Origin of the sequence: Terrisporobacter muris, assembly GCF_024621905.1 — a bacterium.
Lineage (GTDB): Bacteria > Bacillota > Clostridia > Peptostreptococcales > Peptostreptococcaceae > Terrisporobacter > Terrisporobacter muris.
In genome coordinates this window covers 1-3474 of sequence record NZ_JANKBY010000352.1, presented here as the reverse complement: position 1 = coordinate 3474, position 3474 = coordinate 1, and the positions used below count along the sequence as shown (strand labels likewise).

Sequence of the window (3474 nt, the reverse complement as noted above, 5' to 3'; positions counted from 1 at the left end):
AAGGAGTTTGTTAATTACTGTAACTTTTTGTGTTCTTCTTACATCATATTTTGTATTTAAAAAAGAACAAATAGTTTTACAAGTTGATGGTGAAAAAATAACTGTAGATTCTTATTGCAAGACAGTGAAAGAACTGTTAAGTGAAAATAATATATATTATGATGAAGATGATATTATATATCCTAGTGTTAATAGTAAGTTGAAAGATTATATGGATATAAAAATTACATATGTGCAACAAATTACTGTTAGTGAGCATTCAAGAATAGCATATAAAACTAAGGTTAAAGAGGATAATTCTTTACCAAAAGGAGTTATAAAAGTTACTCAAGAAGGAAAAGACGGAAGAAAAACTATAATATATGAAGAAGTATATCATGATGGTAAGTTGGTATCAAGGGTAGCAAGTAAAGAAATAATAAGAGAAGAGCCTGTCAATAAGGTAGTTATAAAAGGAACAGATACAAGTTATATGGCTAGTTCTGTAAATTCATCACAAAAGTTATCAATATCAAACCATAACTCTAACATTAAAGGCGATAAAATGATAGTATCTGCTACTGCGTATAGTGGTGATAGTATTACTTCTACTGGAACACGTCCAAGATGGGGGACTATTGCAGTTGACCCCAGAATTATACCTTATGGAACAAAGGTATATATACCTAAATTTAATATGACATTTGTAGCAGAAGACTGCGGTGGTGGAATAAAAGGAAATAGAATAGATATATTTATGAATAGCTCTTCTGCTTGCTATAGTTGGGGAGTAAGAAATATAGATATTTATATAGTTGGATAAATTAAAGTGTTAGGTCGAGATAAAACTTGATCTAATACTTTTTTATTTTGTAGGAAAAAATATTTTATAAATTAATGCTTCATATTTACTAAATATAAAAATAAGGATAAAATATATAGTATGAATAAAAAGTAAAAAGATAAAGGAGTATTTTAGATGTCATATAGTAACAAATATAATAGTTGGATAAGCAATAAATATTTTGATGAAAAGACTAGAGAAGAATTAATTAATTTAAAAGAGAATGAGAAGGAAATAGAAGATAGATTCTATAAAAATTTAGAGTTTGGAACAGCGGGGCTTAGAGGGGTAATAGCAGCAGGAACTAATAGAATAAACATATATACTGTTAGAAGAGCTACTTTTGGACTAGCTAACTACATATTAAAAAATACGACTAAAGAAGAGCAGGAAAGAGGAGTAGTTATAGCTCATGATAATAGATTTATGTCTAGAGAATTTTGCTTAGAGTCTGCAAATACTTTAGCTGCTTGTGGCATAAAAGCTTATATATTTGATAGCTTAAGAACTACACCAGAACTTTCTTTCGCAGTAAGAAACCTAAAAGCAATAGCAGGTATAGTTATAACTGCAAGTCACAATCCACCAGAATATAACGGATACAAAGTATATTGGGAAGATGGGGCACAAGTAATGCCAGAAATAGCAAATGCTATAACTGAAGAAATAAATTCTATAGAAGATTATTCAACAATTCCAACATTGACTGAAGAAAATAAAGATCTAGTAATAATGTTAGATGAAAAACAAGATACTGATTTTATTGAAGCGGTTAAAAAACAAGTAATCAGAAAAGATTTAATAAAAAATGTGGGAAAAGAATTTAAAATAGTTTATACACCACTTTGTGGAACTGGAAATGTACCTGTAAAAAGAGCACTAAAAGAAGCTGGATTTGAAAATGTTCTTGTTGTAAAAGAAGAAGAAATGCCAGATCCAAACTTTGCTGGAGTTGAGTATCCAAACCCAGAAGACCAAAAAGCATTAACTAGAGGAATAGAACTTGCTAAAAAAGAAGGGGCTAATTTAGTAATAGCAACAGATCCAGACTGTGATAGAGTGGGGGTTGCTGTAAAAACTACTAGTGGGGATTATGCACTTCTTACAGGAAACCAAATAGGTGGAATGTTAACAAATTATATAATAGAAGGTCAAAAAGAAGAAAATAAATTAAAAGACAATTCAGTACTTATAAAAACTATAGTTACTTCTGAATTTGGTGCAGATATAGCTAAGGCAAATAATGTGGAAGTTATGAATGTGCTTACAGGATTCAAATTTATAGGTGAGAAGATAAAATCATTCGAAGAGAACAATGACAAGACTTATTTATTTGGATACGAAGAAAGTTATGGTTACTTAGTTGGAACTCACGCAAGAGATAAAGATGGAGTGGTTGCATCATTATTAATATCTGAAATGGCTGCATATTATTACTCAAAAGGCATGAGCTTATATGAAGGATTACAAGAGTTATACAAGAAATATAGATACTTTAAAGAAGAAACTATATCTTTAACTTTAGCAGGAATAGAAGGGTTAGAAAAGATACAGGAAATAATATCTTATTTCAGAAATAATGATATAAAAACTATAAATGATAAGAAAGTTGTGGAAGTAAAAGATTTTGCAAATGGTATAGATAATTTACCAAAGTCGAATGTATTGAAATACTTCTTAGAAGATGAATCTTGGGTTGCAGTTAGACCTTCTGGAACTGAGCCAAAACTTAAATTCTATGTGGCAGTAAAAGGGAAAGATAAATCTGAGTGCGATAAAAAAGTAGATGGAATTAAATTAAGTATAAATGAAATATTAAACAAATTAATGTAATAAAAATATAATTATGATTATGATACAACAAACATATTTATGTTGAGCATGATTTTTATAGATATTAAAAAAGTAATGGTTATTGATTATAAAATATCAAAAAAGCATTACTTTTTTGTTTTTGAAAGCGGAATTGGTATAAGTATAGTAAGGTCTATAATATATATGATAATACGGAATATGAGGCATCAGACATATAGAGTATTAAGTATAAATTAAATATTTAAACGGAAATAATAATACTATATTTGTAATTGTAGTAAAATAAAGTAAATACAAATATATAGGATAGGAGGGATAAAATGAATAATAAATTTAATCGTAGAATTCAAACTTATAGTAAGAAAATAAAATTTCTTATGGAATATTCTAATTATAGAGAGATAAACTCTAAAGCAGCTGAAATGTCATTTTACTTATTATTATCTTTCTTTCCTTTTTTAATATTTACTATAAGTTTAGTAGTTTATACTCCTATAATTAAGCTAAGTAAATATATATTTTTATTGAAAAAAATACTACCATTAAGTGCTTTTAATATAGTATCATCATTAATACAATCTGCAATAGAAAATAGAAGTTTTAGCTTTTTAATATTAAGTTTTATTCTAGCTATGTATACCATGTCTAGGGCAGTTTTATCACTGATTAGAGGTATGAATCGATCTTATAATATTAGAGAAACAAGACACAATATTGAATAAAAACTATCTTTTTGAGAACTGAGGCGCTCTTCTTGCAGCTTTTAAACCATATTTCTTTCTTTCTTTCATTCTTGCATCTCTTGTTAAGAATCCAGCTTTCTTTAAGTCTCCTCT

The 3474-nt window shown here is 28.0% G+C and carries 4 protein-coding genes; 3 read left to right on the top strand and 1 reads right to left on the bottom strand.

Annotation, left to right across the window (positions count from 1 at the left end; translation table 11 throughout):
• The 3 genes from NSA58_RS17590 to NSA58_RS17580 form a co-directional block, all read left to right on the top strand.
• On the top strand, window positions 1–802 hold an 802-nt coding region (locus NSA58_RS17590), incomplete at its 5' end, for a 3D domain-containing protein (protein ID WP_257560750.1).
• A 156-nt stretch (window positions 803–958) separates the two neighbouring features.
• Entirely contained in the window at window positions 959–2656 is a 1698-nt protein-coding gene (locus tag NSA58_RS17585) for a phospho-sugar mutase (RefSeq protein ID WP_039677991.1), read from the top strand.
• Between the two features lie 302 nt (window positions 2657–2958).
• Window positions 2959–3360 (top strand): YihY/virulence factor BrkB family protein, encoded by a 402-nt coding sequence (locus NSA58_RS17580; protein WP_257560749.1) that lies wholly within the window; start codon window positions 2959–2961, stop codon window positions 3358–3360.
• A gap of 3 nt (window positions 3361–3363) precedes the next feature.
• Here the strand turns inward: NSA58_RS17580 and rpsI are convergent.
• Window positions 3364–3474 (bottom strand): 30S ribosomal protein S9 (gene rpsI / locus NSA58_RS17575; protein WP_257560751.1); only part of this gene is annotated, 111 nt, incomplete at its 5' end.

Coding starts and splice junctions, on each gene's coding strand:
- NSA58_RS17580 (WP_257560749.1), top strand. CDS start 2,959: ATGAATAATAAATTTAATCGTAGAATTCAAACTTATAGTAAGAAAATA.
- NSA58_RS17585 (WP_039677991.1), top strand. CDS start 959: ATGTCATATAGTAACAAATATAATAGTTGGATAAGCAATAAATATTTT.